24 protein-coding genes and 2 riboswitches are annotated in these 24,952 nt (G+C 53.1%); of the genes, 16 read left to right on the top strand and 8 right to left on the bottom strand.

Translation table 11 applies throughout. From position 1 onward, the window contains the following. The first annotated feature begins 15 nt into the window (after positions 1–15). The 6 genes from A7E78_RS11565 to A7E78_RS11540 all read left to right on the top strand — a co-directional run bounded on the left by A7E78_RS11565 (position 16) and on the right by A7E78_RS11540 (position 7,672). Positions 16–798, top strand: coding sequence for a hypothetical protein (locus tag A7E78_RS11565; protein WP_072284435.1), 783 nt, complete (start codon positions 16–18; stop codon positions 796–798). A 9-nt stretch (positions 799–807) separates the two neighbouring features. Continuing rightward, a complete protein-coding gene (locus A7E78_RS11560) occupies positions 808–1,830 on the top strand; it encodes a vWA domain-containing protein (RefSeq protein WP_072284434.1) in 1,023 nt (340 codons plus the stop codon). 261 nt (positions 1,831–2,091) lie between these two features. After that, a riboswitch (molybdenum cofactor riboswitch) is annotated at positions 2,092–2,213 on the top strand. Between the two features lie 34 nt (positions 2,214–2,247). Beyond that, positions 2,248–3,981 (top strand): aldehyde ferredoxin oxidoreductase family protein, encoded by a 1,734-nt coding sequence (locus A7E78_RS11555; protein WP_072284433.1) that lies wholly within the window; start codon positions 2,248–2,250, stop codon positions 3,979–3,981. 102 nt (positions 3,982–4,083) lie between these two features. Beyond that, the gene (locus A7E78_RS11550) at positions 4,084–4,308 is read left to right on the top strand and encodes a MoaD/ThiS family protein (protein WP_072284432.1); all 225 of its coding nucleotides are present in this window, start codon (positions 4,084–4,086) and stop codon (positions 4,306–4,308) included. 106 nt (positions 4,309–4,414) lie between these two features. After that, positions 4,415–4,593: riboswitch (cobalamin riboswitch) on the top strand. 132 nt (positions 4,594–4,725) lie between these two features. Further along, entirely contained in the window at positions 4,726–6,690 is a 1,965-nt protein-coding gene (locus tag A7E78_RS11545) for a TonB-dependent receptor plug domain-containing protein (RefSeq protein ID WP_072284431.1), read from the top strand. Positions 6,691–6,823: 133 nt separating this feature from the next. Beyond that, a complete protein-coding gene (locus A7E78_RS11540) occupies positions 6,824–7,672 on the top strand; it encodes an energy transducer TonB (protein WP_072284430.1) in 849 nt (282 codons plus the stop codon). Positions 7,673–7,755: 83 nt separating this feature from the next. Here the strand turns inward: A7E78_RS11540 and A7E78_RS11535 are convergent, their stop codons facing one another. The 7 genes from A7E78_RS11535 to A7E78_RS14965 all read right to left on the bottom strand — a co-directional run bounded on the left by A7E78_RS11535 (position 7,756) and on the right by A7E78_RS14965 (position 12,419). After that, complete coding sequence (locus A7E78_RS11535; RefSeq protein WP_072284429.1) at positions 7,756–8,220, bottom strand: Crp/Fnr family transcriptional regulator; 465 nt, start codon at positions 8,218–8,220, stop codon at positions 7,756–7,758. Beyond that, the gene (locus A7E78_RS11530) at positions 8,217–8,879 is read right to left on the bottom strand and encodes an MlaC/ttg2D family ABC transporter substrate-binding protein (protein ID WP_072284428.1); all 663 of its coding nucleotides are present in this window, start codon (positions 8,877–8,879) and stop codon (positions 8,217–8,219) included. The genes A7E78_RS11535 and A7E78_RS11530 overlap by 4 nt, the downstream gene beginning before the upstream one ends. 93 nt (positions 8,880–8,972) lie before the next feature. After that, a complete protein-coding gene (locus A7E78_RS11525) occupies positions 8,973–9,803 on the bottom strand; it encodes an MlaA family lipoprotein (RefSeq protein ID WP_145924898.1) in 831 nt (276 codons plus the stop codon). Between the two features lie 17 nt (positions 9,804–9,820). Next, complete coding sequence (gene mlaD / locus A7E78_RS11520) at positions 9,821–10,264, bottom strand: outer membrane lipid asymmetry maintenance protein MlaD (protein ID WP_072284427.1); 444 nt, start codon at positions 10,262–10,264, stop codon at positions 9,821–9,823. Beyond that, entirely contained in the window at positions 10,251–11,051 is an 801-nt protein-coding gene (locus tag A7E78_RS11515; RefSeq protein WP_083553052.1) for an ABC transporter ATP-binding protein, read from the bottom strand. Before A7E78_RS11515 ends, mlaD begins: the two co-directional genes overlap by 14 nt. A gap of 77 nt (positions 11,052–11,128) precedes the next feature. Next, positions 11,129–11,854 carry an MlaE family ABC transporter permease gene (locus A7E78_RS11510; RefSeq protein WP_418361397.1) on the bottom strand — a complete coding sequence of 242 codons (726 nt, stop codon included), beginning with the start codon at positions 11,852–11,854 and terminating at the stop codon, positions 11,129–11,131. A 349-nt stretch (positions 11,855–12,203) separates the two neighbouring features. Further along, positions 12,204–12,419: a hypothetical protein gene (locus A7E78_RS14965; RefSeq protein ID WP_145924897.1), complete on the bottom strand. Its 216-nt coding sequence runs from the start codon at positions 12,417–12,419 to the stop codon at positions 12,204–12,206. Positions 12,420–12,473: 54 nt separating this feature from the next. Between A7E78_RS14965 and A7E78_RS11505 the strand changes: the two genes are divergently transcribed. The 4 genes from A7E78_RS11505 to A7E78_RS11490 all read left to right on the top strand — a co-directional run bounded on the left by A7E78_RS11505 (position 12,474) and on the right by A7E78_RS11490 (position 17,506). Next, positions 12,474–13,151 carry a succinate dehydrogenase cytochrome b subunit gene (locus tag A7E78_RS11505; protein WP_256359865.1) on the top strand — a complete coding sequence of 226 codons (678 nt, stop codon included), beginning with the start codon at positions 12,474–12,476 and terminating at the stop codon, positions 13,149–13,151. Positions 13,152–13,161: 10 nt separating this feature from the next. Further along, the gene (locus A7E78_RS11500) at positions 13,162–15,072 is read left to right on the top strand and encodes a fumarate reductase/succinate dehydrogenase flavoprotein subunit (RefSeq protein WP_072284426.1); all 1,911 of its coding nucleotides are present in this window, start codon (positions 13,162–13,164) and stop codon (positions 15,070–15,072) included. After that, the gene (locus tag A7E78_RS11495; protein WP_072284425.1) at positions 15,072–15,833 is read left to right on the top strand and encodes a succinate dehydrogenase/fumarate reductase iron-sulfur subunit; all 762 of its coding nucleotides are present in this window, start codon (positions 15,072–15,074) and stop codon (positions 15,831–15,833) included. The genes A7E78_RS11500 and A7E78_RS11495 overlap by 1 nt, the downstream gene beginning before the upstream one ends. A gap of 458 nt (positions 15,834–16,291) precedes the next feature. Then, positions 16,292–17,506 carry an ammonium transporter gene (locus A7E78_RS11490; protein WP_072284424.1) on the top strand — a complete coding sequence of 405 codons (1,215 nt, stop codon included), beginning with the start codon at positions 16,292–16,294 and terminating at the stop codon, positions 17,504–17,506. Positions 17,507–17,895: 389 nt separating this feature from the next. Here the strand turns inward: A7E78_RS11490 and A7E78_RS11485 are convergent, their stop codons facing one another. Continuing rightward, positions 17,896–19,956, bottom strand: coding sequence for a [protein-PII] uridylyltransferase family protein (locus A7E78_RS11485; RefSeq protein WP_072284423.1), 2,061 nt, complete (start codon positions 19,954–19,956; stop codon positions 17,896–17,898). Positions 19,957–20,147: 191 nt separating this feature from the next. On the opposite strand from A7E78_RS11485, the gene A7E78_RS11480 reads away from it, so the two are divergent. From A7E78_RS11480 to A7E78_RS11455, 6 genes are all read left to right on the top strand, one after another. Then, positions 20,148–21,542: a diguanylate cyclase domain-containing protein gene (locus A7E78_RS11480; RefSeq protein ID WP_072284422.1), complete on the top strand. Its 1,395-nt coding sequence runs from the start codon at positions 20,148–20,150 to the stop codon at positions 21,540–21,542. 44 nt (positions 21,543–21,586) lie between these two features. After that, a complete protein-coding gene (locus tag A7E78_RS11475; protein ID WP_072284421.1) occupies positions 21,587–22,288 on the top strand; it encodes a CAAX prenyl protease-related protein in 702 nt (233 codons plus the stop codon). Between the two features lie 104 nt (positions 22,289–22,392). Further along, a complete protein-coding gene (gene gap, locus A7E78_RS11470) occupies positions 22,393–23,460 on the top strand; it encodes a type I glyceraldehyde-3-phosphate dehydrogenase (RefSeq protein ID WP_072284420.1) in 1,068 nt (355 codons plus the stop codon). Positions 23,461–23,488: 28 nt separating this feature from the next. Next, positions 23,489–23,848, top strand: coding sequence for a sulfite exporter TauE/SafE family protein (locus tag A7E78_RS11465; protein ID WP_235606740.1), 360 nt, complete (start codon positions 23,489–23,491; stop codon positions 23,846–23,848). A gap of 94 nt (positions 23,849–23,942) precedes the next feature. After that, on the top strand, positions 23,943–24,266 hold the full coding sequence (locus A7E78_RS11460) for a carboxymuconolactone decarboxylase family protein (RefSeq protein ID WP_072285136.1): 324 nt from the start codon (positions 23,943–23,945) through the stop codon (positions 24,264–24,266). Positions 24,267–24,484: 218 nt separating this feature from the next. Beyond that, complete coding sequence (locus A7E78_RS11455) at positions 24,485–24,781, top strand: isoamylase early set domain-containing protein (protein WP_072284418.1); 297 nt, start codon at positions 24,485–24,487, stop codon at positions 24,779–24,781. Positions 24,782–24,952 lie beyond the last annotated feature (171 nt).

The following is a 24,952-nucleotide window of genomic DNA, read 5'->3' as shown; positions in this document are numbered from 1 at the left end:
CAAAGGAACCAAAGCATGTTTCGCAACATCACTAAATACCGAAGGCATCTCGCCCTGATTTTGTCGGCAAGCGGCTTATGCCTGTTGGTAACCGGAGTTTTCCTCTGGCAGCAAGCAGTACGGCAACAACAGGGAACGGATGATCTTAACAATCGGATTGAGACCATCAACCGGACGGGAGCTGGAAGCGCCAATACACAGCAATTGAAAACCCTTGCCGAGAATGCCGGCCGACAAGGTCGTTTTTTACCGGAGGTTGAATACGCCCTGCTTCACGATCAGTGGCGGCAAGCGGTGGTCTTCTTTGAAGGGCTTAAAAACATCCTGGCTAACCCTTATCTTGCTGCCAGCGCCAGTAGTTCCGCCTCCAACTTTCACACTCGCCTGCTGCAACTGAGAGACGCCGTCACCGAAAGCTTGACCAACAATCCAAAACTTCCCATTGAATGGCAATGGAAACTTCATAATCTCAAAGGCAACACCGCCGTTTTGCTGGCGTATAGTGTCCTCTACCATGAAAAAGACGGCCGCAAGGCGGCAAAATTCCTCAGCGACGCTTTAATCGATTATAAAACCGCTATTCAACAGGTAGACAAGGTGAGTCTGTCCTCTCTCGAAAGAGCCCTGCCTCGCTGGAACCTGGAACTGATCATCGCCGTCGGCGAATACCGGCGTCTCGGCCTGACTGAGATTCCCCCTGCGGACATGACCCGGATACAGGAGCAATTACAAACCTACATCCCCGAGGCACCGGGATTCTCACCGGGCGTGCCGGCCGAAACCCGCGTCGAAAAATAGGCGAAAACCATGCAATTTTCACAACCATGGGTCCTGTGGTTGCTCATTCTATTGCCGATCGGTCTTTATTGGCTGACAGCCAATGAACGCTTTGTTCGCCGTGTGCAACGGGCTTTTTCCAACCAGGCCTCCACCACTAATCAGCGGCGGGCTGGCGTTCGCATAATTACCGCAATACTAGCCTTGCTGACCCTGATCATTGCTCTGAGCGGGCCCCATTTCTGGGCGATGCTAAAAGACGACCCACGCCGGCATCTAAAATTGGCCATCGGAATCGATGTCAGCAAATCGATGTTGGCCGAGGATGTAATCAATAAAGAAATCTCGTCAGCTAATTCTACGGAGATCGTCAACCGGCTGAATTCGGCCAGTTTGTTGGCCCTGCGCCTGTTTGAAGAGTTGGACGGCGAACAGGCCGGCTTGTTCTTTTTTGCCCGCAACGGCATCGAAGTCGTGGCACCGACCAGGGACCAGGGTTTTTTGCGGTATATGGTGAAACATACCCGCCTGGGTGAACTGACGGAATCTGGCAGCGACCTGAAAATGGCCATGACAACAGGAGCCGGGCTCCTTGGGGACCACATAAACAAAACCGCTGGCGCCATTGTATTAATTTCGGATGGGGAAGATACGGAGAACAGCCCGGACGAGCTGATTACTCAAGCCGAAGAAATGAATCGTAACAGGGTGCCGGTTTATACCGTCGGAGTAGGCCAGGCCGAGAAAGTATACATCCCTATTCGTCGGCCCGGTACAACACGCATTGAAGGTTTCTATACCGACCCAGCCGGCCACCCTCTGCGGACGCGTTTGCAAGCTTCCAATCTGCGCTCTATTTCAACAGCCAGCGGAGGAGCCTATTTCTCCCTAGGTGATACGGAACCACGGATATTAGCCCGCGAACTGCTCTCACTTATCCCCGAATCGACCGAATTGGCAACGGATGTGCCCCGCAGCCGCAGACTGCGAGACTGGACCCCATTTCTGGTGGTTGTCGGGCTGGTTCTCTACATTGCCAATCGTCTTCTTTGACCCCCTTTTGTTCCATTTTGGAACACAAGAAAACATTGCTTAATGCTAACCATCTACGCTCAACCTTGAACCCTTTTGAAGCAACCCTTTAATTTCAAAAGAAGTTTTGCGACCACAAGGCGCACAGCAAGACTTCTCGCAATAATGGCGCGATTCTTGTTAGTTAAAAGAGCAGTAACTATGGGTATTGAACTTTTAAACGATCTTTGATATAACGCAGTTCTACAATTTCAAAATGCGCTTTTACAGGCGCGTTGCACTTGCACTCTCAATCTCCGAGCATGACAACCTACGAGGAAGGTCCTTATGGTTGCCAAGCCGACGGGTTCCGTTGGAAACAACGGTGCCTCCCACCTTTGGAAAGGAGATTTTTCCCGGAACCGTTCCAAAAGCAACACTTGGGAGGAAAAGAAGATCATGAACAGAATTTTCCGCGTAAACATGAAGGACCTCACCTGCAAGATCGAAGAAGTCCCTGAAGCTTGGGCCGGCCTCGGCGGCCGTGGCCTGACTTCCACGATCGTTGCAGCTGAAGTACCCCCCACCTGCCACCCTCTCGGTCCTAACAACAAGCTGGTTTTCGCTCCCGGCCTTCTGACCGGCACCCCGGCAGCTCAGTCCGGTCGTATGTCTGCAGGCGCCAAGAGCCCTCTGACCGGCGGCATCAAAGAGTCCAACGCCGGCGGCACCAGCGCTCAGCAGTTCGCTAAGCTCGGCATCAAAGCCATGATCATCGAAGATCAGCCTGAAGCCGGCAAGTGGTATGAACTGCACGTCAACAACGACGGCGTTACCTTCCACGACGCTTCTGCCCTCAAAGGCATGCAGAACTTCGACGTCATCGACGCCATGGAAGCCAAGTACAATCCGAAAATCGGCGTTTGCTCCATCGGTATCCCCGGCGAAGAGCGCCTGATGGCTGCTAACATCTCCGTCAAAGACCCTGATCACAAGATCCGTAGCCACGGCCGTGGCGGCCTCGGCGCCGTTATGGGCTCCAAGAACATCAAGGTCATCACCATCGACGATTCCGAAGGCAAGAAAGTTGAAATCGCCGACAAGGACAAGTTCCGCGCTGCTGCCAAGGTTTTCGCCAAGGCCATGCTCGACCACCCGGTTACCGGCGAAGGTCTGCCCATCTACGGCACCAACGTTCTGATCAACATTCTGAACGAAGCCGGTGGTCTGCCCACCAAGAACTTCTTGTACGGTTCCTGCGAGCACCACGACAAGGTTTCCGGTGAAACCATGCACGACGTGATCGCCAGCCGCCCCAACGGCCACACCAAGCACGGTTGCCACGCCGGTTGCATCATCCAGTGCTCCCAGGTTTACACTGACGATAAAGGCGAGTACATCACCTCCGGTTTCGAATACGAGACCGTTTGGGGCCTGGGCATCAACTGCATGATTGAAAGCCTCGACGATTGCGCCCGTATCGACAACGCCATGGACAACATCGGCATCGACTCCATCGAAGGGGCCGTACTGATCGCTGTCGCCATGGAAGCCGGCGTTATTCCCTGGGGTGACGGCAAAGAAACCCTGCGCGTGATGAACGAAGAAATCGGCAAAGCCACTCCTCTCGGCCGCATCCTCGGCAACGGCACCAAGTCCGTAGGTGAAGCTTACGGTCTGACCCGTGTACCGGTTGTTAAGGGCCAGGGCATCCCGGCTTACGATCCTCGCTCGGTTAAAGGTATCGGCATCACCTACGCTACCTCTACCATGGGTGCCGACCACACTGCCGGTTACTCCATCGCTACCAACATCCTGCAGGTTGGCGGTCACATCGATCCGTTGCAAAAAGAAGGTCAGGTTGAGCTTTCCCGTAACCTGTCCATCGCTACCGCGTCCGTCGACAGCACCGGTATGTGTATCTTCATCGCCTTCCCGGCGCTGGATATCCCCGAGTGTCTGCCTGCTCTGATCGACATGATCAACGCCCGCTACGGCATCAGCCTGACCGGCGACGACGTAGTTGAGCTCGGCAAGTACATCCTGAAGACCGAAAAGGCCTTCAACGACGCCGCTGGCTTCACCAACGCCGACGATCGTCTGCCCGAGTTCTTCGAGTACGAGCCCATCCCGCCCCACAACGTGGTTTGGGATTTCTCCGGCGAAGAAATCGACGAATTCTGGAACTTCTAAGAATTTCGTAGATGCAATTGGTTAAACCGTTGTGGGCACCCGTGCCGGGTGCCCACAACTTTTTGTATTCAACCGCTCCACCCTATTCGAGGCCTGCTGTCCATGAAGATTACAGTGAAACTTTTTGCTATTTTTCGCAATGATCGCTTCAAGATAGAAGACCGGGAATACCCGAAAGATGCTACTGTTGGTGATGTTCTCACCGCTTTAGATATTGACCATCCTGAACTGGGCGTAGCCCTGATCAACGGCCGCCACGTGGATACAGAAACTGTCCTGACAGACGGACAAACCCTGTCCCTGTTCCCCAAGGTCGGGGGCGGCTAAACCTCTCCAGCATCGGATTATTTTGTTTTTCACCCCTGCGGGTGATTTACAGGCCAGGCATAACTGTTATCCTTAATGAGCGTCTGGCCAATGGACTGAATAACCAAAATCACATATCCGTCGGTGCCCCGTTGGGCTGAAAAGGGAAGTGGGGTGCAAATCCCCCGCGGACCCGCCACTGTAAGCGCGGACAACGGACCGAAATGCCACTGGCCAGAAAAGCTGGGAAGGCGGTCCTGCGAACGAAGCGCGAGCCAGAATACCTGCCGCTACGGATAACCCACATCATCTTCCCCGGGCTTATGGGAAGGTGGGCTGAGGCGGACATGAAATGTGGCTCTGTTATCCCTGGAGCCACACCCTTCTTCGCGTTCCTCTTTGCGCCTACCCCCGCCTGGGCACAAAGAGGAGTTCACTATGCACAAAATCCTTGCTGTGGCCCTGGCTGGTTTGCTTTTGCAGACGAGCCACGCCTGGTCACAAACCCCGCAAACTCTCGAACCGATCATCGTTACTGCTACCAAGCTGGAGACCCCGGCGCGGGAGGTGGCAAGTTCCGTGACAGTTATCACCAAAGAAGAAATTCAACTCAAACAGCAGGCCACTGTCACAGAGGTACTGCGAAGCGTGCCTGGGCTCGACGTTTCTCGCTCTGGGGGCCTTGGTCAGCTAACATCTGTTTTTTTACGCGGTGCCAACTCTGAACACACTCTTGTATTGATCGATGGGGTTAAAGCCAACGACCCCAGTTCGCCTAACAGGCTTTTTGATTTTGCCCATCTTTTAACCAACAATATCGAACGAATCGAAATCGTCAGGGGCCCCGCAAGCACGCTCTACGGATCAGACGCCCTTGGAGGTGTAATTCAAATTTTTACCAAAAAAGGGGCAGGGAAGCCCCAAGTTCAGGTTGCGGCCGAAGGTGGCTCCTATGAAACACACAAAGAACAATTCTCAATAAGCGGTGGCAGCGAACTCCACAATTATTCCCTAATGGCCTCATACCTTGAATCCGATGGTATAAGCAGTGCCGCCAAGTCATACGGGAACAGGGAAAGGGATGGCTATGAAAACATCGCAGTCTCTGGCCAGATTGGCTTAACGCCAACCGAAAATTTCGATTTTGATTTGATTTTCCGCTTTAATGACGCCGAAAGCGACCTGGACCTGGGTGGCGGACCTTCTGCTGACGACCCAAATTATGTTGGCAAATCAGAGTCTTCTTTCCTGCGCCTCCAAACCAGATTCGCACTCTTTAATGACCTTTGGGAACAAAAAATCGGTTTTTCTTTTTCAGACTACGACAGAACCTTTCAAAACAAACCTGACGCGATCAATCCCCTGGCCTTTGACGATAGCCAGTTTGAGGGGCAAACTTATAAAGTTGACTGGCAGAACAACTTTTATATAAAAAATAACACCATTACTCTAGGGATAGACTACGAAAAAGAGAAGGCAGACAATAAGGCATTTCTACAAGGAGTAGATCCAGTTGCAGGTTTTTTTACTTATACCTCTGAGACCAATAATGAAGAGGCCCATACTCTCGCCTACTATCTCCAGGACCATATCAATATTTCCGATGCTTTATTTACAACCATTGGCCTGCGACTTGACGACCATAGTGACTTTGCCTCCAAAGTTACCTACCAGATAGCGGCAAGCTATCTGGTTGAGAAAACGAAAACAAAAATCAAAGCAAGCCATGGAACCGGCTATAAGGCCCCTTCTCTTGTGCAACGCCTTGAGAACGCAACATACTCTAGCGTAAATTTTGGCACATTAGATACTCTTGGCAACCCAGACCTCAAACCCGAGGAAAATAGAAGCTGGGATTTTGGCGTAGAACAAACGCTGCTTAATGACAGGATCAAGCTGAGCACAACTTACTTTGAAAACAAGTTCAACAACCTCATTAAAAATTCCTACAACCCAGCCGGGTATGCTACGTATGACAACGTTAAAGACGCCAAAACCAAAGGAATTGAGATTGGCGCATCATGGCAACCCATTGCGAACTTTATTCTCTCCGCCTCTTACACCTATACTGATGTCGAGGATGCAAAAGATTTTTTAAGAATTCCTCGCAATAAATTTAGCGCTAATGCAAACTATCAGTTTATGCAAAAAGGCAACATCAACATCGACGTAATTTGTGTGGGAGAAAGAGAAGATGATCCCTACAACCTGGAAACGGGGGACTACGATCGAGTTGAGCTTGACAAATATACATTGCTTAACCTAGCTGTTTCTTTCAACGTCACTGAAAAATTACGCCTTTTTGCCCGAGCCGAAAACATACTTGACGAGGACTACGAAGAGGTCTGGGGGTTCGGCACCCCTGGCATCAGTGGTTATATCGGTGGAGAGTATACCTTCTGAGCATAGCATGGTATCTTTCCCACACTGCAGCCTTAAAACCTTCGCGCACCTCCCCTGTCTTGCAACCAGCAGAGGAGGTGCCTTATCGAAACATTGGCCTTGCCCTCTGCCTTAACTACCAACAGGAAGCGGGATGCTTGCTAAAAAACCGCTTATCTTTTGGGTGACATTCTCCCTGGCCCTGCATGTGGTTATCTTGGCCTGGTGCCCTGTGCCTAGCTTTTACAGCCCCCCTTCTCCAATCTACCTGGTGGTAGATCTTTTTTCTGGTCCGGCCACCTCAGGAACGGGCCATGGCCTTGATGATGAGTCAGCCGACGGCGGAAAAACCAAAGACTCACCGACTGCCCTACCGAATTACCCCAAGCATCGGCTGAAAAAAGACCGGAGCCCACAGCTGACAACACCTGTCGCCTCAACAAAAGTCACTAAGGAGGATCCTGCCTACCATGAAACGGACACCATCATAAGCCCCCCGGAAATACCACCCACACCAGAAGAGAGCATAACCACAAATAAATCCATGCATGCAGTGACTGTCGAACCCATCGCTGACCGCCAGTACAACTTGGATAATATCCCAGAGACATCTGCTTCCAAAGACACCGGCATTGGACACGCTACAGGAAGCGGCTTCGGTACTGGGACTGGCCCAGGATCAGGCCATAGCCAAGGCGGGCAAGCAGGCTCCGGCTCACCGGTCGAGACCCCCTTTGCCTACGGCTCCAATCCTCCACCATCCTATCCGAGCACTGCCCGGCGGCGCGGATGGGAAGGGGAAGTATTGCTGCTGGTAGAGGTTTCGGCGGCAGGAGAAGTGCGTAAAATCACGGTGCGTCGTTCATCAGGTTATCAGATTCTGGACCGGACTGCGCTAAATGCCGTTTATCGCTGGAAATTCCAAGCGGCACTGCGTAATGGCCGGGCCGTTGCCGGAAAGGTCATGGTGCCGATTCGCTTCAACATCAAAGATGCAAAATAGATTCTATCCACAAAATAGAGAGCATAAAAAAAGGCAGCCACTGCGGGCTGCCTTTTTGCCTTTTTCTTCATTCTTCCGGCCGTTCAAAAAATAGCCGCCAGACGCTCGTAGGATTTTTCCAGGCGTTTGCAGGTAGCCTGCAGCACAGCCTCAAGCAACTTGACCCCCAATTCGGGATGATCCTTGACCAAGGCTTCAAAATGCGGCCGGGTCAGGACAGCGACTTGACTATCTTCAAGGGCTGCAGCGGTAACCACCCGCACATCATTCCGGGAAAAAGACAATTCACCAATCACCGCACCGGCGGAAAAAACCCCGACAACCACCGGCGTACCGCCAAATTCGGTATCTTTTTTCAATTGCATGCAGCCGGAAAGCACAAAGGCCAGATACTCGCCAGCCTCCCCCTCATGCCATAATTCTTCGCCCGCAACTACCTGCCTTACAGAAAAATACGCTTGCTGAAGAGCCATCTGATCCGCACTTAAGCCGCGGAAAAAAGACAACTTGTCATGCAAGAGTCCCTCGGCAGCACCCATCTGCTTCATGGCGCGTTATTTCCTTGGGGCTTCGGCACATTTTCTCCAGAGCCCTTCTGGTCCTGATTGCTATTTTCAGCCAACTCCTTAATCTTGACCTCCATCCGGGCAAGCAGACCCTGGAAACCTTCGTCTGCCACTATCTCGCCGTAACTATTGCGGTAATTGGCAATCAGGCTGACCTCTTCAATGATGACATCGTAGACCAACCATTCCTCGCCCTTGAGACGCATTTTGTATGAGACGGGGATCTCCTTATTGGTCACCACGATGGTATCCACTATCGCCCGCGTCCCATTGATCCGTTCGCCAATATATTCAACATGCTCATCGTTGTAGGTATAAGCCTTGAGCCGTCCCCGATAGGTATCTTCCAACAACTGGGCAAACAGTCTGACAAACTGTTGTTTTTCTTCTTCGGTAGCTTTTCTCCAGTTTTTGCCCAGAGTTCTCTGGGACATGGCCCAGAAGTCGAACTTATTACGCACCAGGTTGGAAACTTCCTGCAAGACCTGGTCACGGGAAAGATCCTTATCACGCAGCACTTCGATGATGCGATCCACAGCCACCCGCAGTTGATTCGTCGGCCTCGGCACGGCCGCCATGACGCTTACGGCAGCCAACAGCACCAGCGTTAAAGCAAACAGCAACGATTTTTTGACGTACATTTTCTTTTCTCCCAGCAAGGCATCGCCCAGATTACGCCCTACTTTTTTAATTACATATCATTCTGTTAAGATTTTCAGAAGTTTACAAAGCCTCTATTTTTTGATTTTTCCCTCACGATGCTGGGCGTAGGTAGTACGGATATACAGATAAGGATCAAGCGCCTGTCGCTTAATACCCTCATAGGTATCTTTGTCCAACGATAATTTGGTTTCCATTTCCAGCCCTTTGAGTGCAACCCGTTCCATAGGCTTCATACCTGCATAGTGCAACGGATCGAGAAAATAGTCACCAACCATCCCGACCGTGTCCCGGACTGAAGAAGGCCCAAGCAGCGGCCAAACGATATAAAAACCGCTGCCAACCCCATAGTTGCCAAAGGTCTGGCCCAGATCTTCATCCTTTTTGCGCCAGCCGAGATATTTTTTGGCTGGATCGAACAGACCGGCGATGCCTACCGTGGAATTGACCACCAGACGCCCCAACTCGGTGCCAGCATCCGTAAATTTCAACTGCAGTACCGAACTAACAAAACGCACCGGCGTGCCGAGATTGCTGAAAAAATTGGCCACGGACTGGCGAGCCGGTTCCGGTACCACTCGATACCCCCTGGCAATGGGCTTAAGCAGATAGAAGTAAAGCTTGTCGTTAAACCAGAACATCCCGCGATTGAAGGGCTCTATGGGATCATTAATATCAAAGGATTCTAGATCACCGTCAGTAAAATCTTCATCATCATCAACCCCAAAGAAATCGTCATTAGCGACGAAATCCTCTGCCGCTTGGGAATCCTCTGCAATAGCGCTGACTGCTGGAGCAGGCTCCGGATTGATTGCCGATGAATCGTTCAGGACTGTATCCTGCGCCAAAACAGAGCCCAAGCCGCCCAGGAGCAGAAATAACAATGATATTATAAAGATTCGCACCGCAATCCTCCCGCCGATTACTTCTCAAATATATACTTACTAACGAGCTTTTCCAGATTAATAGCCGACTCTGTTTCGAAGAGTTCTCCGCCAGGCTTAATATATTCTTCCATGCCGCCCGGAGTTATATCGACATATTTGCTGCCGATGATTCCCGCAGTTCGAATAGAAGCAATACTGTCTTCCTGTAAACGCACCTCGGTCCGGAGGTCAAAATGCACCACCGCCTCATATTCCTCCGGGTCGAGCTCAATGGTTTTCACCGTACCGATCTGCACCCCCGCCATCTCCACGATATCCCCTTCCTTCAGACCGGAAACAGAATGAAAGCGGGCGCTCAATTGGTAGGTAGAATTACCAAATAAATTAACATCACCGAGTTTTACGGAGAGATAAGCGAAACAGGCAAAACCCACCACCAGGAAGACTCCCACCGCCATCTCAACATTAAACTTTTTCATGAATGAACCTCTCCTCTTTTTCACTACAGTAGATCGGCCCCATGGTTTCCAGAACAAAGGAGCGAATGGTAGGATTTTTGGAAAGCTGGAACTCTTCCGGGGACATACTGCCCTCGATGACACCGCCTGAAATAAGTGCAACACGATCGGCCAGCTTGAAAATCTTGGGCACATCGTGGCTCACGATCACAGCCGTGTACTTGAGCCTCGCCTGAGTCTTGTGAAACAGGCGATAGATTTCATTGCTTTTATTGACATCGAGTCCGGTGGTCGGTTCGTCAAAAAAAACGATGCGTGGATTCATAACCAGAGCTCGCGCCAACCCTACACGCTTTTTCATGCCGCCACTGAGCTGAGCAGGATACTTCTCGTTGACCCCCGCAAGGTCCATCAGAGCCAACTTTTCCTCCACATTGGCCCGAATTTCCGCTTCGCTGGCGGTGGTGCGCTCCCGCAACGGCAAAGCCACATTGTCATAAATATTCATGGAGTCGAACAGGGCAACGTTTTGAAACAATACCCCATAATCTTTGCGCACTTCCTTGAGCTGGGACTTGCGCAACCGAGCCAAATCCTGACCATAAACCAGAACCTGACCATTATCGGGCTTAAGCAGGCCGAGCATGTGCTTGAGCATCACACTTTTGCCTTGCCCGCTGGCGCCAACGATAACCGTGGTCGTTCCTTCTTCCACCACCAGGTTGATCTTTTTCAGGACCTGCTGGCGACCAAAGGAGCGATCAACATCGATCAGCTCAATGGCAATTTTTTTTTGCTGTGCATCCAACGTTAATCCCTCTGCAAATGATATGTTCCCATTATAGGATATTCGGTCGATTCACGCCTAGGAAAAGATTAGCCATTTCAAAGCAAAATGGCACTGATCAGGTAATCCCAAACCAGAATAGCCACCGAGGAAAGGACTACGGCACTGGTCGTGGTGCGGCTGACCCCTTCCGCACCAAACCCTCCGGAACGTTCCAAATGGAGGAAGAAACCCTTGGCAGCCGAGATCCAAATGATCAACAGGCCGAAAACCAGGGCCTTGACCAGCCCCATCTCCACATCGGCCCAGTCAACGCTGCGGTACATTTCCTGAAAATAGCTCCCCCCCGGCACACCCAGCATGCTGACGCCGACGACATAGCCGCCCAGAATACCGGCCATATCGAAAACAAAGGTCAGCATCGGCATCGAAATAATACCGGCGACGAACTTCGGAGCCATCAGATATTTATATGGATCGATAGCCATGCATTCAAGGGCATCAATCTGTTCGGAGTTCCGCATGATGCCTATTTCGGCACATATTGCCGAACCGGCCCGGCCAACCACCATCAGGGCCGCGATTACCGGACCCAACTCCCGCAACAGGCTCAAGGCTACAGCCGAGCCGAGCAGCCCTTCGGAGCCGAACTTCCGCAGAGTATAATACCCCTGCAAAGCCAGCACCATTCCGGTAAAGGTTCCCGTAAACAGAATGACGAAGATAGAGCGGTAGCCAATAAAATGGATCTGGCGTATTACCGGGAACAGCTTATAAGGAGGCCGAATCGCATTCAGCAGGCAGGCAAACAGAAAAATTCCCATGCGCCCGGCCTGTTCCAGATAATAAAGACTATCAACGCCGATTCGTTCCAACGGCGCTGCCAGCTTGCCCAGTAGCCATGCGGCTGGACTTTTTGGAACCTTATCCTGTTTAGACATTGCGCATCACCTTTATGGCAATTGTCACCGCTACCTGCCGGCAACCCCTCAACCGTTCAAATGAACACTCAACGAATCGTTGTCTGCACATCAAAATGTGCATATTAGCACATTTCTTTGCAAAGAGAAGCCCCTCTTTTGCCCATTTCCCCTGCCTTGAAGCCTCTTGCCGGGCACTGAAACACAATTAATACTTTGTTGCAAATGGTCACCGAACTGGCGCTGCGGCGATTCATGTTGGCACATTTTTTTTGCAATTATCGTCAAAACCGATTAAAATATGTGATTCTCCAAAAGGGGTCACCTTAAAAACCGCAGTCGGCACTCCTGCCGAACTTCTCTCGCCACCTAGGGCGAGGGCAGTAATTAAATCGGCTCCTGCCTGTTCAACCAACAACCACAACCAAAGCCCGTCGCTCTGCTCAAAACACAAAACTACAGGCGACAATGAACCGCCTACCAAAGCGACTTAAATAACGCTTTTAGCAAGGGATTAAACGTGATGCAACTAATGCAACTTTTTCGAAGCTCCGTCGGCAGAAAGCTGTTCATGGCCTGTAGCGGATTGATGCTCGCCGGCTTTGTAGCGGCCCACCTGCTCGGCAACACGACCCTGTTCGCCGGGTCGGAAGCGATCAATACTTACGCAGCTCAACTCCATAAACTCGGACCGGTATTGTGGATTTTTCGCCTCGGCCTGCTGGGTGCCCTTTTGGCTCATGTGATCTTCGGTATCTGGTTGACCCTGCAAAACCGGGCCGCAAAACCCATTGGCTATGCAAAAAAAACTACACAGACAACGACCTTGGCCGCCGAGACCATGATCTATACCGGTCTGGCACTGCTGGCTTTCGTTGTCTACCACCTGCTGCATTTTACTCTGCGCAAGGTCGGCCTCGAACCATCCCTGTTCAGCGATGCCACCGGACAGGTCGATGTTTTCCGCATGGTGGTTCTTAGTTTTCAGCAATGGCCCCTGGTGCTGCTCTATGTTGGCGGGCTTGCTGCTTTGTTTCTACACCTCAGCCACGGAATCAGCAGTATTTTTCAAACTCTGGGAGTCTGCAACGAATACCTGCTGCCCCTGTTGCGGAAAGCCGGGTTTATCGCTGCGCTAGCCTTAGCGGCCGGCTACCTCTCCATTCCGATTCTGACATATTTTGGCCTTGTAACACTTTAGGGGGTTTATTGTGATACTCGACGGCAAATGTCCATCCGGACCGCTTGCAGATAAATGGGACAACCATCGCCGGGACCTGAAACTGGTCAACCCGGCCAACAAACGCAAATATACCATTCTCGTTGTCGGTACCGGCCTTGCCGGGGCTTCGGCTGCGGCAACCCTGGCAGAACTTGGCTACAACGTCGAGGCTTTCTGCTACCAGGACAGCCCGCGTCGGGCTCACAGCATCGCCGCCCAGGGCGGGATCAACGCTGCCAAAAACTATCCGAACGACGGCGACAGCATCTTCAGGCTGTTCCACGACACTATCAAAGGCGGCGACTTTCGCGCCCGCGAGGCCAATGTCTATCGCCTGGCCCAGATCAGCAACAACATCATCGACCAGTGCGTCGCCCAGGGCGTACCCTTCGCCCGCGATTACGCCGGCTACCTGGAAAACCGTTCCTTCGGTGGCGCCCAGGTTTCCCGTACCTTTTTTGCCCGTGGGCAGACCGGCCAGCAACTGCTGCTCGGAGCCTACCAGGCCTTCAGCCGCCAGGTACAGGCCGGCAAAATTCGCGTCCACGCCCGCACCGAAATGCTCGATCTGGTGGTCGTTGACGGCGAGGCAAAAGGCATCACCGTAAGGGATCTCGTAACGGGCGAAATCCGCTGTCACGCCGGCGATGCTGTCGTTCTGGCGAGCGGCGGCTACGTCAATGTCTACAACCTTTCGACCAACGCCATGGGCAGCAGCGTTACCGCCGCCTGGCGGGCCCATAAAAAGGGCGCTTATTTCGCCAATCCCTGTTATACGCAGATTCACCCGACCTGTATCCCCGTCACCGGCGATCACCAGTCCAAACTGACGTTGATGTCCGAGTCCCTGCGAAACGATGGGCGCATTTGGGTACCCAAGAACAAGGGTGACCAGCGTCCGGCTCAGCAAATCCCAGAGGACGAGCGCGACTACTACCTGGAACGCAAATACCCCAGTTTCGGCAACCTGGCACCCCGGGACATCGCTTCTCGTGCCGCCAAACAGGCCTGCGATGCCGGTCTCGGCGTCGGCAGTGGTCGCGGGGTCTATCTTGACTTCACCGATGCCATTGAACGTCTGGGCGAAGACACGATTCGGGCCCGCTACGGCAATCTGTTCGACATGTATCAGCGAATCACCGGAGAAAACGCTTATCAGCAACCGATGCGCATCTATCCGGCCCTGCATTACGCCATGGGAGGCCTGTGGGTCGATTACAACCTGCAGAGCAACCTGCCCGGCCTGTTTGTCCTTGGCGAAGCCAACTTTTCCGACCATGGCGCCAATCGCCTCGGTGCCAGCGCCCTGATGCAGGGACTGGCCGACGGTTACTTCATCGCCCCCTATACCATCGCCGACTACCTGGCCCGAACCGAGCCTGGCAAGGCCAGCAGCAAAGATGACGAATTCCGTGACTCGGCCGCGCAGGTCGAAGGGCTTACCAACAAATTGCTGGCCGTTAATGGCCGCAAGACCGTCAATGACTTTCATCGCGAACTGGGCCACATCATGTGGGAAGATGTCGGCATGGCCCGCAGCGAAGAAAGCCTCCGAAACGCCCTGGAGAAGATTCCGGCCCTGCGGGAGGAATTCTGGAATAACGTGCGTGTTCCCGGCAACGGTGCCGACCTTAACCAGGAGCTGGAAAAAGCCGGCCGCGTTGCCGACTATCTGGAATTTGGCGAACTGCTGGCAAGAGATGCTCTCAACCGGGACGAGTCCTGCGGTGGTCATTTCCGGGTCGAGCACCAGACCGAGGACGGCGAAGCCGTACGCAAGGATGACCAATATTCCTACGTTGCAGCCTGGGAATACGGCGGTACCGGAAAAACGCCGCAACTGCACAAAGAGCCTTTGACTTTTGAAAATATCGAACTGGCGGTAAGGAGTTATAAATAATGAACCTGACACTGCATGTCTGGCGTCAGCAGGGCCCCGAAGACAAGGGCCGACTGGAACGCTATCAAGCCAAAGATGTCAGCCCCGACATGTCCTTCCTGGAGATGCTCGACGAGGTAAACGAAGAATTGATCAAAGAGGGGCGCGAGCCAATCGTCTTCGACCACGATTGTCGCGAAGGGATTTGTGGCACCTGTTCCCAGGTAATCAATGGTCAACCTCATGGTCCGCAAGCCGAAACGACCGTCTGCCAGCTGCATATGCGCGAGTTCAAGGACGGTGATGAAATCTATATAGAGCCCTGGCGGGCCCGGGCCTTTCCGGTCGTCAAGGACCTGATCGTAGACCGCACCGCCATGGATCGCATTATCGAAGCCGGTGGCTACGTTTCTGTCAACACCGGAGGCGTGGCCGACGCCAACGCCATTCTGATCCCCAAAGCCGATGCCGATACCGCCATGGATGCCGCTGAATGCATCGGTTGCGGCGCCTGCGTGGCCGCCTGTCCTAACGGTTCGGCTATGCTATTTGTCTCAGCCAAAGTCGGCCAACTAGCCAAACTACCCCAGGGAAGGCCTGAAGCCGCCCGCCGGGTCTGCGCCATGACCGAAACCATGCTCGACCAGGGCTTCGGCAACTGCAGCAACCATTACGAATGCGAGGCGGCCTGCCCCAAAGGCATCAGCGTCAAATTCATCTCTATGCTCAACCGGGAATACTTCAAGGCCCTGCCAAAACTTAAAGGCAATAAGGACGCCTGACCCTAATTCCCTATCCAACCCAAAAAGCTCTACAGAGGCCGCTTCCGAGACAGGGAGCGGCCTTTATCGTAACAACTCCCCAGACAAAACAATTACAGGTGACCATTTATGCAGCGCCGGCATACAATTCATGAGCAAGTCGCTAAAGCCCAATTCTTGCCTGCCATTATTTTAAGCATCCCCCGCCCGTAAACTTTCTGCACAGTACCCTCAAGCACTCAAGCATAAAAATGGTTTCGGTTATTTTCCGAATAGTTACAGGACATACATGAGCCCATGCCGCTTTTATTATCAGCCTTGAGTAAATAGTGGGCGCTTTTCCCTTTCTCCCACCATGCCCCATAGCTATCCTATTGATTTTGCCTGTTTTTTATTCTTGGCACGGCCATTGAAAAGACCTTTTGAATAATTTTTCGGCAAAGAGGCCGAATTGACTTTAAAATCGAGGAGGATTGTTCATGGAGGCTACTGTACAGGGGCTGCTTAACGGCGGCGACGTTCTGTTTCTCATGCTCGGAGCGGTCATGGTCTTTGCCATGCACGCGGGCTTTGCTTTTCTGGAGGTCGGGACCGTCACCCAAAAGAGCCAGGTCAATGCATTCACCAAGATTCTCACCGACTGGTCCGTTTCGACGGTCTGTTATTTCCTGGTCGGATACCCCCTTGCCTACGGCACCCATTTCTTCCACAACGCGAACAGCCTGATGGGTGGGAACCAGGGCTATGAGCTGGTGCGCTTCTTCTTCCTGCTCTGCTTTGCCGCCTGCATTCCCGCTATTATCTCCGGAGGCATCGCCGAACGAGCTCGTTTCTGGCCCCAGGTTCTGGCTGGCGCCATCTTTGTCGGCCTGACCTACCCCATTTTTGAATCGTTGATCTGGGGCCAGCACAGCGGCTTGCTTCAAGATCTGTTCAAAAAATATTGCGGCGCCCCTTTTCACGACTTTGCCGGCAGTGTGGTGGTTCACTCCATGGGCGGCTGGCTGGCACTACCAGCCGTTATTGCCCTTGGCGCCCGTCGTGGTCGCTATCGGAACGGCAAGAGCCAGGCCATACCGGTCAGCAACATTCCCTTTCTGGCCCTTGGCAGCTGGATTCTGGCCGTAGGCTGGTTCGGCTTCAACGTCATGAGCTCCCAACAGCTGAGTGGCATCTCCGGCCTGGTTGCAGTGAACTCGCTGATGGCCATGGTCGGCGGGGTGCTGTTTGCCCTCATTGCCGGTCGCAACGACCCCGGTTTTGTGCACAACGGTGCCTTGGCCGGCCTCATTGCGATCTGTGCCGGCTCCGACCTGGTCCACCCTTTGGCAGCCTTTCTCATGGGCGGCATCGGCGCCCTGATTTTCGTTTACGGCTTTCACTGGGAGCAGGAGAAGCTGCGCATTGACGACGTCCTCGGCGTCTGGCCGCTACACGGCCTGATCGGCACCTGGGGCGGCATCGCCGCCGGCATCTTCGGCCTCCCCCTGTTCGGCGGCATGGGCGGCGTCAGCTTCAGCGCCCAGTTAACCGGCAGCCTGTTGGCGGTAGTCTATGCGTTGATCACCGGCACGGTTGTCTACGGTCTGATTCGCCTGACCATCGGCTTCCGCCTCAGCGAAGACGATGAATTCAAAGGACCAGACCTGGCTATCCATAACATTCATGCCTACCCTGAAGAGCAGGTCAAATAGCATTGATCTGACCTGTCCTTAACCATTCAGTTCATCTGAGGCCGCGATTGCAACAGTGTTGTTGCAATCGCGGCCTTTTCCAATTGGACGCCTGAACTTGTTGATAGGCAAAGAACCATCAGACTATAAAGGTTCGCAGCTCCCCGGCCGCCGCTACCATGTTTTTCAATGTCGCAAGACTTTTCGGCCAGGCGCGGGCCTGTAGGCTACAGTCGGGGTCTCGACGTTCTGGCCCCTGGCGCAATCGCATTCAGGTGAAGGAATATCGCAGCATTCAATTCAGCAAGAGCGAAGCGGTTCTTAAGGGGATGGGCCGGCCCGAACATTCACAAAAAAAGGAAGCGCTCACGGCTTCCTTTTTTAGGGCTTCGGTCTCCGATCGTTACAAACTAAAGGTTTTGCGGACTTAACAACCCTTGGCTAAACTCCCGACTCCAGGAAATCTCCCGGCTGAGAGCCTCGCTGTCGGCAAAGCCCAGGCGGCGCGCCAGATAACGATAGTCGGCGGAATCAGGATCGGGCAGAGTGAGGTCCTTGGCGTGGCCCCGCACTGCCCGCAGGGCATCGATGGTACGCCGGAAACAGCGGTAGGCACGGCGTATGCGATCGGCTTGTGCCGTCTCGATCAACCCTGCCTGCTGCAAGCGTTTCAGAGCCTGCATACTGTTGGGAACCCGCAACCGGGGATCGGCGGCGCCATGTTTGATTTGCTGGGCCTGCAGAAAAAACTCGATATCGACCAGCGCCCCCGGACTGTATTTGAGATTGACGCTGCCGCTGTCGACCAGTTCCGTAGCCATGCGCTTCCGCAAATGGATAAGGTTCTGAGTGTCGAAGGGCCTCTCCGAGTAAACAAAGGCGTCCCGAACCTTCAACACCTCGGCACAAAGGGTTTCGTCTCCAGCCACCGGGCGCAGCTTGATCATGGCCATGCGTTCAAAGGATTCGGCCTTTCCATCGACCGCGTAGTAATTCTGCAGAGCCGGCAAGGCGCTGGCCAGCGTGCCTTTGCTACCGAAAGGCCGCAGGCGCAAATCGAGTTCAAATATCCCCTCTTTTCGAACTTTCAGGGTCTTGAGAAAGATGCGAACGAATTCCTCGAAATAGGTGCTGTTGTCTACCGTACGCCGGCCAGAAGTCTGTCCTGCTCCCTGATAGACGAAGAGCAGTTCAAGGTCTGAAGCAAAGCCCATTTCCCGGCCACCGAATTTACCGGCGGCGAGAATGGCCCAAGGGCAGGGCTGCCCTGCCAGCTGCGGGCGGCCGAAACGAGGGGCAATCTGAGCGTGACAGAGCTCGGCGGCAGCGGCCACCACCACATCGGCCAAGTCACTCAACCCCCTGGCAAACTCAACATCACCGCACAGACCGGTAATATGACGCAGGTCGATGCGGAACATCTCCCGATCCTTAAAATCGTTGAGAATCTGCACCCGCTCTTCCAATTCCACACCGGCCGCCAGTTGTTCCTGCAATAGAGCCGCCAGCTCTTTTTTGTCGAAGCTCCGGTCGATTTCGGCTCGATCCCGAATCAACGGGAACAGATTTTCATGCTGCATGCGCAGAAAATCTTCCCACAAAAAACGGCTTACCCCCATCACTTCAGCCAGGACCTGCAAGGTCCCCGTCGACCGAATGCTGGTTAAATCGGCGGCCTGTTGAGGGTTTTCCAACATTCGCGAAGCCAGGTCCCGAAATTGTCGTATTGCCTGACCGGGGTTTGGCGAATGGGGCAACAGGTAGGCAAACTGCTTAATCAGAGCACAGGCAAAACGCAATTCCCGTAGTTTGTCCCGGTCCGTAATCTTGCGTCCCCTGAGATCGCGAATGACAAAAACATCCTGGACCATTCCTTCCTCGGTGCGAACAGTTGCCTGTTCGATATTGATGGTCAACAAAGAGAGGGCATTGGCAAAAGCAAACAAAAACCCGGGGGTATCCTGGGAGGTGATCTGCAAAATCGTATCGGTTTCCGAACTCTCATTGTCGATAACGATTTCAACCGGCAGTAATTGTTCCTGAGCGGCAGGCCGGGCTGCAAAACGGAGGGCGGTTCGCTCAATGATCAGGTCGCGAACGGCCTCTATCCCCCCTTCCGCCAGCTGCTCATTGCAGCTTCGGAAGTCTTCATCGAAGCACTGCATCGTGTGCTGGGCCTCGCTTTCCTCCAGCACAACCTGGAATAAATCGAGGATCTTTCGTTGCCGGCTGCCGGGTTCGGCTGGAAGGGTCAGTAAGTCTCCCGCAGAAATATCGACGCCATGGGCAGTCAACAGGCCGGCGAGGACCGTCAGCAATCCATCCTTATCCGTCGTGGAAACGGCTAATTGCCAACAACCTGAGGAGACTGGTTGCCAACGCAGGGCCACATCTCGCGGGCTTGCTACCTGCTTTAATAGAGCGTCGAACCGGTCGAGCAACTTTACGTTATGGGAAGATTCCGCGGCCATAGTGCTTCCTTTGGCTTGTTTTGTGTAATATTGTCGGCGCCCTGATATATCAATCATAGATTAATTCCTGCTACCGAGAAAAGGATAAATCTATCGCTACGTAGTGAGCAATAACTTCTTGTTTCATTCATGAATTCTAGCTAGGATTGCATTTTTATGATCCCCATTAAACCTTGAAAGAGGAATCCCGTATGGAAAAACCTGCCAGGCAGCTTCCGTTTATCGTCGGCATTGCTGTATTCCTGGTGGCTTTGGCCGTCGGTAAATATCTGGTGACCCTCGAGCAGGACCGTGATCAACAGGCCCTGCGTCTGCAACACCATGCTTCGATCAGCCTGGTGCGAGCCAAACTTGAAACAGAAATCAACAGCACCATGTTTCTCGCCCTCGGTCTCAGCTCCTTTGTCACCGCCTCGCCTGATTTCACCTCCAACCAGTTCGAGCAGATGGCCTCCATGCTCATGCGCCTGCGCCCAACCATCCGCAATATCGGTCTGGCACCGGACAATGTTATCCGCCATATCTACCCGTTGGAAGGGAACCGTGAGGCTCTGGGGTTGCGCTACCTGGAGCACCCGATCCAAAGCACGGCAGTATTACGTATCATGGCAGAAAAACAACCGGTTATTGCCGGTCCGTTTTCACTGGTTCAGGGGGGCGAAGGGCTGATCAACCGCATCCCGATTTATCCCACCAACTCGCAGGGCCAAACCTATTACTGGGGCCTGGCTTCGGTCGTAGTCGACCCTGAGCCGATCTATGCCAATGCAGGCCTTGAAAATCCGCAGTTCCATTTCGCCCTGAGGGGTAAAGACGCCAAGGGCGCTCAAGGAGAGCTGTTCCACGGAGAGGCAAGCCTGTTCGATGACCCTCACGCCGTAATCATGGATGTCATCGTTCCCGGGGGCAGCTGGCAACTTGCCGGCAGGCCGACGACAGTCAGTTCCGAGCAAGCTGTCGCTACTATTTTTTTCGTCCTGATCCCTTGGCTATTTGCGCTTCTCTGCGGCCTGATGGCCTATCTGGTGACCAGAGCCAACCTGAAGGTTCGTGCCCTGGCCCTGCACGACCCTCTGACCGGTATTCCCAACAGGCGTTATCTGAAACAAATGGCCGAAAGACAAATCGCCCAGTCTCGTCGCAGCGGCAGACCCTTTTCGGTACTCCATCTCGATATTGACGATTTTAAACTGGTAAACGACCGCTATGGCCATAAAGCCGGGGACAAGGGTCTGGTCTTTGCCGCCCGGCAGGCGCAAAAGACCCTGCGTTCGGCTGATTTTATTGCCCGGGTCGGAGGCGATGAGTTCATCGTACTGCTTTCCGACACAGGCAGCGAAGACCTTCTGCACGCCTTGATCGACAGGCTTCTGGCCAGCATGTGCAGCCCCTTTGATTACGACGGTATGAGCCTCTCCCTGCACATCAGTGTCGGTTGGGCCACCTTTCCCGATGAGGGCCAGGAGCTTGATCAATTAATCAAAAATGCCGATATGAAAATGTATGACCTGAAAAGAACCGGCAAGAAAGCGGGCGAAAACCCTGAGAGCAAGGATAGAAATATTTCACTACATCTTTCAGGATAGTCTACATTCATGACAACAGCAGCAATAGGATAAGGATCAATCTGATGCAGCAGTCCGCCTCGGTCAAGGGACAACCCACCGCTATGCTACCGTACATTCTGCCCTTTGCTCTTTATCTGCTTCTGACCCAGATTCCGATGAAGTTTCCCGCCTACTATCCCTGGCTGTATGGCGTTTGTGTGGGCCTGGTCGGACTCGCTACAATCTACCTGCTTCGTGGCAAAGGAATAGTTCAAATACACCGCAATATCCTGCCTGGACTCCTGGTGGGAATCGGCGGCATCTTTCTTTGGATCGTTCTCTGCAACTTACAACTTGAAGCCGCTATCATGAGGCATCTTCCTGACTGGTTGCAGCCTCAACCAAGGGCAGCCTTCAATCCCTTTCAGGACATCTCCAATCCTCTGGGTCAATGGAGCTTTATCGCCACCCGCATTCTGGGTATGGCCGTACTGGTCCCTTTTGCCGAAGAAATTTTCTGGAGAGGCTTTTTGCTGCGTTGGGTTATCTCACCGAATTGGCAAAAGGTCGAGATTGGCAGCTACAGTCTGAAATCTTTTTGCTGGGTGGTACTGCTCTTTACCCTGGCGCACCCCGAGTGGCTCGCGGCTATCGCATACTGCAGTCTGTTGAATCTTTTGCTTTACTGGAAGCGCGACCTGTGGAACTGCATCGTCGCTCACGGAGTCAGCAACCTGATCCTGGCCATCTATGTTCTGGCCACCGGAGCTTGGCAATTGTGGTGATTTGGGTATTTTTGCAAAGTGGTTTCCGACGCCTTCAGGAAAAAATGCTAGACTGATTTCGTTATTAATGACACCGACACTGTAATTCCCAACAAGGAGATAACATGAGCATCAAGGTGGCAATTAACGGATATGGCCGCATCGGCCGGCTGATATTGTCGGCCATGTACGACCAAGGGCTACTCGGCGGCGACCTGGACATGGTTGCCCTGGTCGATCTGAACGCAGACGCCCGCTATTTCGCCTATCGCACCAAATACGACTCGGTACACGGCCGTTTTACCGGCAGTGTATCGACAGCCAAAAGCGATTCAACAGCCGAAACCGATGACACCCTGATCGTAGGCGGTGACGCCATTCGCTGCCTGGCGGCTCCCGAATCTCCCCACCTGCTGCCGTGGAAAGCCCTGGGCGTCGACTACGTCATCGAGGCGACCGGCCGGTTCACCTCCCTGGAAACGGCCGCCCTGCATCTGGAGGCCGGGGCCAAAAAGGTTATCGTGACCGCCCCGGGCAAGGGGGGAATGAAAGCCTTCGTGCTCGGTGTTAACCACGATCAATACGACCCTGCCAGCGACCACCTGGTTTCGACAGCCTCCTGCACCACCAACTGTCTGGCTCCACTGGTTCATGTGCTGCTCAAAGAAGGCATAGGCATCGAGAAAGGGCTGATGACCACTATACACTCCTACACAGCCACTCAAGAGACTGTGGACAGTCCTTCGCGCAAGGACTGGCGAGGCGGCCGGGCCGCTGCCATCAACATTATTCCGTCAAGCACCGGCGCGGCCAAGGCGGTAGGCGAGGTGATACCGGCAGTCAAGGGCAAGCTCACCGGAATGGCCTTCCGCGTGCCGACCCCCGATGTCTCGGTGGTCGATTTAACCATTCGGACGGCCCGGGATACCTCTATCGAAGAAATCGACAGCCTGATGAAAAAAGCCTCGGAGAGCTACCTTACGGGGATTCTCGAATACACCACCGAACAGCTGGTCTCATCCGACTTTCTCAATGCCAACTCTTCGTCCATTTACGATTCACCGGCTACATTACAGAATAACTTGCCCAATGAAAAACGCTTCTTCAAGCTGATCTCCTGGTACGACAACGAGGTGGGTTACTCCCATCGCGTAGTCGACATGTTGCGGTTTATGATCAAGCAGGACGGCTGATTTAGCCACCTGTAAGGAGGAACTCCCCTTGACACAACAGATGATCCTGATGTTACTCGCCGGTGTCGGCGTAGGCATCGGTGCCTCTTTTTCCGGCCTCGGCGGCGGATTTCTGATGGTTCCCCTGCTGTTGTTTCTGGGATATTCGGCACAGAAGGCCGTGGGAACCTCCTTTCTGGCCATTCTGGTCATCTCCGCTTCGGCTCTGCTGGCCCATAATAAACTGGCCAACGTCGACTATCGTACTGGTATTCTGCTGGGTCTTGGCGGCATTCTTGGTGCCCAGATCGGAGCACGTCTGCTCGAACACGTATCTACAGCCAACTTCAAAAAGGTCTTCGCTGTGATCCTGGCAGGCCTGGCAGGCTACCTGTTTTTTCGCAGTTGATCGCTAACCCGTGATTTTTACTGACCCATCTTTTCGATTGTGATTTTATTGCCGAATGAATTCGGCGTTATTACTATCCTAGGAGGTTATGGCCATGCGTATGCTAGCGGAGTTTTTCCCGGAATTCACCACGCTCCTTGATGAGATGGACGAACTTTATCAGGAGAAGCGTACCATCGATGAAAAGACCTACCAGTTCATCTGCTTTGCCCTGTCGATCAAAGCCCGCTCCAAGCCCTGCGTGCTCAAGCATTTCAAAGGAGCCCTGGATGCTGGAGCCACGGTAAAAGAACTGTCCTATATCTTCGCCCTGGTGATGCGTGAAGCTGCCGGTGCCGACGACTGTTGGACGCACGATGTTCTTGGCGACTGGAAAGAGATCGCTGCCGGAAATGTGGATTGCAGCTGCCCGGAATAATCTTTCGATACAATTTTACTACTTATGGGCTTCCCTGACCGGGGAGCCTTTTTTTGTGTTCATAATTGAGGGATTGTACCGGTAAGAAAATAAGCCCGAGGAGAAGAAACTTTTAGATTATCTGCTAGAATTGCCTCTCGAGAAGCACAAACCTTACAACGGGACAAGGCAGCCTCAAAAGGCAACCTTTCTTTTCACGACAGGGACAGGAGGTAGTAATGTTGAAAAAAAGTTACACGAAAACGGGTCAGACTTGCCGGGTAACCTTTAAACTGCCGGCTGAAATCAACGCCGAAACGGCCCTATTATGCGGCGAGTTTACTGATTGGGAAACCCAGGCCAAGCCGATGAAAACACTTAAAACGGGCGGATTCAGCCTCACACTGTCATTGCCGGCCAGCCAATCCTACCGCTTTCGCTATCTGCTGGACGGCGAACGTTGGGAAAATGACGGCCAGGCCGATGGTTACATCCCCAACGGTTTCGGAACCGAAGACTCTTTGGTCATTTTGTAGACCAATATCATCCTGCTCGACAGCAACAAAAATGCCGATCCCGTCCCAAAACCGGCGGAGAAAGCTTGGACTTGAGGCCTGCCGCAGCAGCAGCAACAAATATATCCGAATGAATACCGGACAGTTTTCCGAGCCGAAAACGAGGGATTTTTTGTCGTGGCAAGGAAATCA

It is taken from the genome of Syntrophotalea acetylenivorans (assembly GCF_001887775.1).
Taxonomy (GTDB): domain Bacteria; phylum Desulfobacterota; class Desulfuromonadia; order Desulfuromonadales; family Syntrophotaleaceae; genus Syntrophotalea_A; species Syntrophotalea_A acetylenivorans.
Note: the sequence above shows the minus strand (reverse complement) of the source record. Positions and strands in the feature narration are given on the sequence as shown.